The organism is Kitasatospora sp. NPDC047058 (genome assembly GCF_040643935.1).
Taxonomy (GTDB): domain Bacteria; phylum Actinomycetota; class Actinomycetes; order Streptomycetales; family Streptomycetaceae; genus Kitasatospora.
The window spans coordinates 1-6,682 of sequence record NZ_JBEYVJ010000362.1 but is presented as its reverse complement, the minus strand read 5'-3'; the positions used below and the strand labels follow the sequence as shown (position 1 = coordinate 6,682).

Sequence of the window (6,682 nt, the reverse complement as noted above, 5' to 3'; positions counted from 1 at the left end):
CGGCTTCTGCCCCTCCGGGCGTCGCACGCCAGGGCGTGACGGCGCACGGGGGGAGCGGGCCGCCGCCGCGCGCAACTGCCGTGTGCGCCGCTGTGTTTCCGTTCGTCCTTCCGCCGGGCCGGGCGGGCTGCCTGCGGGAACGGGCCGGGTGGTGCACGACCCGTCGGCAGCGGGGTTCGGACGGCACCCGGAGCGGGAACCGGGCTGGTCACCGCCTCGTCGGTGGCACCAGGCGGGAACGGACCGGACGGCGTGCTGAGGGGGCCGGCGATGCAGGACGAGGCAGGGCGGAGAACCGACGAGTGGCGGCTGCCGGGCTACACCCAGGTGCGCGAGCTGGGCGCCGGGGCGAGCGGCCGGGTGGTGCTGGCGCACCACGACGGCACCGGCACCCCGGTGGCGATCAAGTACCTGCTCGACGCGGTGGACGGCTCAGGCCTCCGTGAGGAGGCGGAGGTCCTGGCCCGGGTCGACTCCCCGTACGTCACGCGGCTCTACGAGTACGTCGAGGCCGGGCCGCACGCGGCGATCGTGATGGAGCTGGTGGACGGCGTGTCGCTGCGCACGCTGCTCAGGTCCGAGGGGGCGACGACGCCGGAGGCCGCGCTGGTGGTCCTCAAGGGCTCGCTGCTGGGGCTGGCCGCCGCGCACGCGGCCGGCCTGGTGCACCGCGACTACAAGCCCGCCAACGTGCTGGTCGCGGCGGACGGCTTCACCAAACTGGTCGACTTCGGGATCGCCGTGCCCAGCGGCGACGACCGCGACATCTCCGGCACCCCGGCCTACCTGGCGCCGGAACAGTGGACGGGCGCGCCGGCCTCGCCCGCCGCCGACGTCTACGCCGCCACCGTCACCTTCTTCGAGTGCCTGACCGGCACCCGCCCGTTCCCCGGCCGAACGGTGGTGGAGCTGGCCGTCCAGCACCGGGAGCTCCGCGTGCCGGACGAGCTGGTCCCGGAGCGCGTCCGGCCGCTGGTCCTGGCCGGGATGGCCAAGCAGCCGGAGCAACGGCCCGGCGGCGCGGCGGAGTTCGTCCGGCACCTGGAGGCGGTCGCCACGGCCGGGTACGGCGAGCAGTGGGAGGAGCGCGGGCGGGCCGACCTCGTCGCGCTGGTGGGACTGCTGGCGCTGCTGCTGCCGTGGGGCGCCGCCGGGCCGCCGCCCGGCGGGGCGACGGCGCTGGACCGCACGGAGCTGGTGGCCGGCCGGGGCGCTGCGGCGAGCCGGGCCGAGCACGAGCCGGGCGGCGGTGCCTCGGCGAGCCGGGAGGCCCGCCCGCGCAGGGGCGCCTCCGCGCGCCGGACGGTCCGGCGGCCCCGGCTGCGGGAGCAGGTCCGGGTGGAGCATCCGCGGCGGGCGCGGCGTCGGCGGGCCCGGGCGGTGGCCGGTGCGGTGGTGGGCACGCTCGCGGTCGCCTCGCTGGCCGGAGTGGCGCTCGCCGGGGTCGCGGACCGCGCGGACCGGACGGTGACCGGCAGCCCGATGCCGCGGGTCACCACCACCCTGGACGCGTCGGGCGGCGCCGGCGGGGAGGCGACGGACGGCCCGGCGGACCCGACGACACCGGCCGGGCCCTCCGGTACCGGGGCGCCGGGCCGCCCGCCGTCCCCCTCGGCGAGCCCCACGCCGTCCCCGTTCCTGTCCCCGGCCCCGGATCCGTCGGCCGATCCGTCGACCGATCCGCCGAAGCCCCGGCCGGGCACGCCCGTGCCCCCGCCGACGCCCGGCCCCGGGACGACGTCGAGCCGGGCGGCCGGCCCGACGTCGGGCGCGGGGCCGAGCCGGCCGCCCACCTCGGCGACGACTCCGCCGCCCGTCCCCAGGATCACCGACACCCCCCGCACCACCCCGCCGCCCGCCGGCCCCGTGACGGCCACCCCGGTCACCCCGCGGCCGACCGTGGTCACGGCCACGCCGGTGCCCGTCCGGGTGACCTCGCTGAGCGTCGACTCGGTCAGCTGCCTGAACAACGGAAACCACGGTATCGAGGCCACGATCACCGTCGTGACGTCCGGGCCGCCCGGGGCCACGCTCATCGTGTCCTGGCAGCACCACTCCGGCGCGATCAACCCGCCCGTGACCGTCGCCACCGAAACCGTGCGGCTCGGCACCGGCTCCGTCACCCTCACCCGGTCCCACGACTTCGGCAACGACGACAAGCTCCAGTGGGGTGTCCGGGTGGGCAGCGACCCCAGGCCGGAGAACACGTCGACGGCGTACCGGGAGCTGCCCGCCATCGACTGCCGCCAGCCCGGCTGATCCCGCCCGCGGCCCCCGTCGCACGTCTCCCGTCGCACGCCCCCGGAGGTCTCCCATGCCCCTGCCCCGACCGGAGCCCGGCCCGGACTCCGGCCCCGAACGGACCGTCAGACTCGGCGCCGGCCCCGCGGCCGAGCGGACGGTCCCGCTCGACGGTGCCGCGCCCGGTGCGTCCGGCCCGTCCGGTGCGTCCGGTGCGTCCGGCGCCGAGGACGCCGTGTGCGCCACGTTCCTCGACCCGACCGTCTGGGGCACCTCGGGCGGTCCGGCGCCCGTCCTGCCCCCGCCTGTCCGGCCCGTCCCGCCCGTTCCGCCCGTACCACCGGCGTCACCGGAGCCGGCCCCGGTGCCCCCGCAGCCGTACGAGGTGCGCCGGTTCGGCCCCGGCGTGCCGCCGGTGGCCGCGGCGGTGTGGCACGGCGCGCCGCCGCCCTGGCAGCCGAAGGCGCGTCGGCGCCGGGCCTTCGGCTGGCTGGTCCCGGCGGCCGTTCTGGTCGTCCTGCTCGCCGTCCTGCCGGCCCGCTGCCGGTCCGAGCCGCCGCTCGCGCTGACCGGCGTCACGGTGGCGGCCGAACCGGCCGGCGGCCCGCCCTGCGGCGGTACCGCCGTGATCACCGCGACGGTCGGCACCGACGGCCACGCGGGCACCATCCGCTACCGCTGGCTGCGCAGCGACGGCACCTCCTCCGGTGGGCTGGTGCAGCCGGTGCAGTCCGGGGAACGCCGGGCGGACCTCGTGCTCCGCTGGTCCTTCGACGGCCGCGGCACGATGCGGGCGACCGCGACCGTGGACATCCTCGAACCCCGGCGCCTGAACGCGGCCACCTCGTTCACCTACACCTGCCAGGGCTGAGCCCCGGCGGCGTAACCGGCAGCCCGGGCCCCTCGTCACGGCACGCCGGAGGGCCCGGGGCGGGTGCCCCGGGCCCTCCGGCGGGCGGCGGCGTCAGGCCGGCAGCACGGCCTCGATCGCGGCGATGACCTCGTCCGACTCCGGCTCGGTGCGGGGGCGGATGCGGGCGGCGACGGTGCCGTCGGGGGAGACGACGAACTTCTCGAAGTTCCAGGTGACGTCCCCGGCCTTGCCCTCGGCGTCCGCGGTGCGGGTCAGGACGTCGTACAGCGGGTGGCGGTCGTCACCGTTCACGTCCGTCTTCTCGAAGAGCGGGAAGGAGACGCCGTAGGTGGTGGAGCAGAAGGTCTGGATCTCCTCGGCGCTGCCCGGCTCCTGGCCGGCGAACTGGTTGGACGGGAAGCCCAGCACGGTGAAGCCCCGCGCGGCGTACCGCTCCTGCAGGCGCTCCAGGCCGGCGTACTGCGGGGTCAGGCCGCACTTGGAGGCGACGTTGACGATCAGCAGTGCCTTGCCCTTGTGGTCGCCCAGGGAGGCGGCCTCGCCGGACAGGGTGCGCAGCGGGATGTCGTACAGGCTCACGGAAGTCCCCTTCGGTTGGTCGGTGTACGGGACAGGACTCGTCACGGAACGGTAGCCGTCCCCGCCTGCCCCAACCACGACCGGGCTGCCGGTGTTCCGCCCGGGGCGGCCGAATTCGCAGCCGGTTCCGGCCGGCCGTGGTCCCCTCGACCACGGCCGGCCCGGACAGCCCCTGAGACGCGCCTTACAGCGCCAGCGGCTTGATCGCCGTCGGGGCGTGCTCGGGCAGGGTGGCCAGCTCCTCGAACTCGGTCACGTTGCTCATGTCGACGGTCCTGCTCATCGAGATGTTGGTGACGCGCTCCAGGATGGCCTCGACCACGACCGGGACGCTGTGCTCGGCGGCGAGCTTCTTGGCCTCCTCGAAGGCGGCGCCGAGCTCGTTCGGGTCGGTGACGCGGATGGCCTTGACGCCCAGGCCCTCGGCGACCTTGACGTGGTCGACGCCGTAGACGCCGATCTCCGGGGTGTTGATGTTCTCGAACTCCAGGTTGACCTGGAAGTTGATGTCGAGTCCGATCTGCGCCTGGCGGATCAGGCCGAGGTAGGCGTTGTTCACCAGCACGTGGACGTAGGGGACCTTGTGCTGGGCGGCGACCGCCAGCTCCTCGATCATGAACTGGAAGTCGTAGTCGCCCGAGAGCGCGACGATCGGGGTCTCCGGGTCGGCGGTGGCGGCGCCGATCGCGGCCGGGATGGTCCAGCCGAGCGGGCCGGCCTGGCCGCAGTTGATCCAGTGGCGCGGCTTGTAGACGTGCAGGAACTGCGCGGCGGCGATCTGGGAGAGGCCGATGGTGGTGACGTAGCGCGTCTCCGGGCCGAAGGCCCTGTTCATCTCCTCGTACACGCGCTGCGGCTTGATCGGGACGTTGTCGAAGTGCGTGCGGCGCTGCAGGGTGGCCTTGCGCTCCTGGGCGGAGGCGGCCCAGGCGGAGAAGTCGGGCAGCGTGCCCGCGGCCTTGAGCTCCTCGGCGACCTCGATGAAGAGCTCCAGGGCGGCCTTGGCGTCGGAGGCGATGCCGTAGTCGGGGGCGAAGATCTTGCCGATCTGGGTCGGCTCGACGTCGACGTGGACGAACTTCCGGCCCTTGGTGTAGGCCTCCATGTTGTAGCCGGTGTGGCGGTTGGCCCAGCGGTTGCCGATGCCGAGGACGAAGTCCGACGCGAGGAAGGTCTCGTTGCCGTAGCGGTGCGCGGTCTGGACGCCGACCATGCCGGCGGCCAGCTCGTGGTCGTCCGGGATGCTGCCCCAGCCCATCAGGGTGGAGATGACCGGGACGCCGGTGAGCTCGGCGAACTCGACGAGCAGGTCGGTGGCGTCGGCGTTGATGATGCCGCCGCCGGCGACGATCAGCGGGCGCTCGGACTCCAGCAGGAACCGGAGGGCCTTCTCGGCCTGGGCGCGGGTCGCGGAGGGCTTGTAGACCGGCAGCGGCTGGTAGGTCTCCGGGTCGAACTCGATCTCGGTGAGCTGGACGTCGATCGGCAGGTCGATGAGGACCGGGCCGGGACGGCCGGAGCGCATCAGGTGGAAGGCCTGCTGGAAGACGCCGGGGACCTGCGCGGCCTCCAGGACGGTGGTGGCGGCCTTGGTGACCGGCTTGGCGATCGCGGCGATGTCGACGGCCTGGAAGTCCTCCTTGTGGAGCTTCGAGACCGGGGCCTGGCCGGTGATGCAGAGGATCGGGATCGAGTCCGCGATCGCCGAGTACAGACCGGTGATCATGTCGGTGCCGGCGGGGCCGGAGGTGCCGATGCAGACACCGATGTTGCCGGCCTTGGCACGGGTGTAGCCCTCGGCCATGTGCGAGGCGCCCTCGACGTGGCGGGCGAGGGTGTGGTTGATGCCGCCGACGTTCTTGAGCTCCCGGTAGAACGGGTTGATGGCCGCGCCGGGCACGCCGAACGCTTGCTCCACACCCTCGCGCTTGAGGATCTCCACGGCCGCGGCGGCGGCGGTCATACGAGGCATCGGGTTTCTCCTGCGTCGGCCCGCAGTGGGTCGGAGGGCTCATCTCCAGAATTCCACCATACGGAAGAACGGTTTCTGTATGCGGAAACAAAGTAAGGCGGTGCCTGTCGGGGCGTCAAGGGGGCTTTCAACAGAATGTGGAAGCCGGTCGCTCGACGGCTGTCCGGCGAAAGCCGCAGGTCGAGCCGGGCGCGGCGGGGCGGCGGGTGGCGCTCCCGGGGTGTCCGGCCAGGCTGTCACGGCGGGGGTGGCCGATCCATCGCCCGTTCCTCCAGTCCCGGACGGCGCCGCGGGGGTGCCGGTCGTTCCTTCCTGCAAAGCCCCGGCTCCGGCACCGGGGCTTCGCCCGGCCTTCGTTCGTATGCCCGACCGGCGAACGTGCGTGCCCGCCGGAAGGCCTGTTTCGGGCCGAAAAGCGCAAGCGACGTGTGGTCGGGGTGAAGGAATGGTGTGCGAGGTTGGCCCCGCCCGGACCCCTGGGTACCGTCGGTGGCACGCCGGGCCTGTCATGGTTCCCATGTTCAACTAGGGCTGGCGGCAGGGGGATCGGGATCGGCCGGGGAGCGGGGGAGCTCCGGCCGTGGTGTCCCGTCCAGGACCAGGCGCGCCCGGTCCGCCCGCACCCGGCCGAGGGACACGCCCCCTGACCGCGAGCCACCCGACCCGACACCCGCCGCCGCCACCCGGCCCGCCGGGGCGTCGGCCGTACCGCTGCCGAGCGTGCTCGCCCGGGGCCGGTCCACCGCGCCCCGCCGTCCCCCGCCGTACTCGCCGTACCCCGCTCTACCCCGCCGCGCCCCGCCGCGCCGAGCGCGCGTCGGTCCCGGCTGCCCCGTCCGGCGGCGCCCGAGTGATCCCTCCGACGTACCCGAGCGGTCCGCGCCTTTACGGCCGGCCCACGGCCCCACGGTGCCGCGCCGCGAGCGGCCGCCACCCCTCCCAGCGGCCCGACACCGAACCCGCCGAGCTGATCCGCCAGCTGCTCCCGGCCGGTGCCACGCTCATCCCGGCCCGCC

Annotated in this window: 4 protein-coding genes; 2 read left to right on the top strand and 2 right to left on the bottom strand. The window is 74.7% G+C overall.

Translation table 11 applies throughout. From position 1 onward, the window contains the following. The first annotated feature begins 270 nt into the window (after window positions 1-270). Window positions 271-2,259 (top strand): serine/threonine-protein kinase, encoded by a 1,989-nt coding sequence (locus ABZ885_RS32800; RefSeq protein WP_360196793.1) that lies wholly within the window; start codon window positions 271-273, stop codon window positions 2,257-2,259. Window positions 2,260-2,314: 55 nt separating this feature from the next. After that, entirely contained in the window at window positions 2,315-3,112 is a 798-nt protein-coding gene (locus tag ABZ885_RS32795; protein ID WP_360196790.1) for a hypothetical protein, read from the top strand. 93 nt (window positions 3,113-3,205) lie between these two features. On the opposite strand, the gene ABZ885_RS32790 is transcribed toward ABZ885_RS32795, so the two are convergent. Continuing rightward, window positions 3,206-3,694 carry a glutathione peroxidase gene (locus tag ABZ885_RS32790; RefSeq protein ID WP_360196788.1) on the bottom strand — a complete coding sequence of 163 codons (489 nt, stop codon included), beginning with the start codon at window positions 3,692-3,694 and terminating at the stop codon, window positions 3,206-3,208. A gap of 184 nt (window positions 3,695-3,878) precedes the next feature. Continuing rightward, window positions 3,879-5,657 carry a glyoxylate carboligase gene (gene gcl / locus ABZ885_RS32785; RefSeq protein WP_360196796.1) on the bottom strand — a complete coding sequence of 593 codons (1,779 nt, stop codon included), beginning with the start codon at window positions 5,655-5,657 and terminating at the stop codon, window positions 3,879-3,881. Window positions 5,658-6,682 lie beyond the last annotated feature (1,025 nt).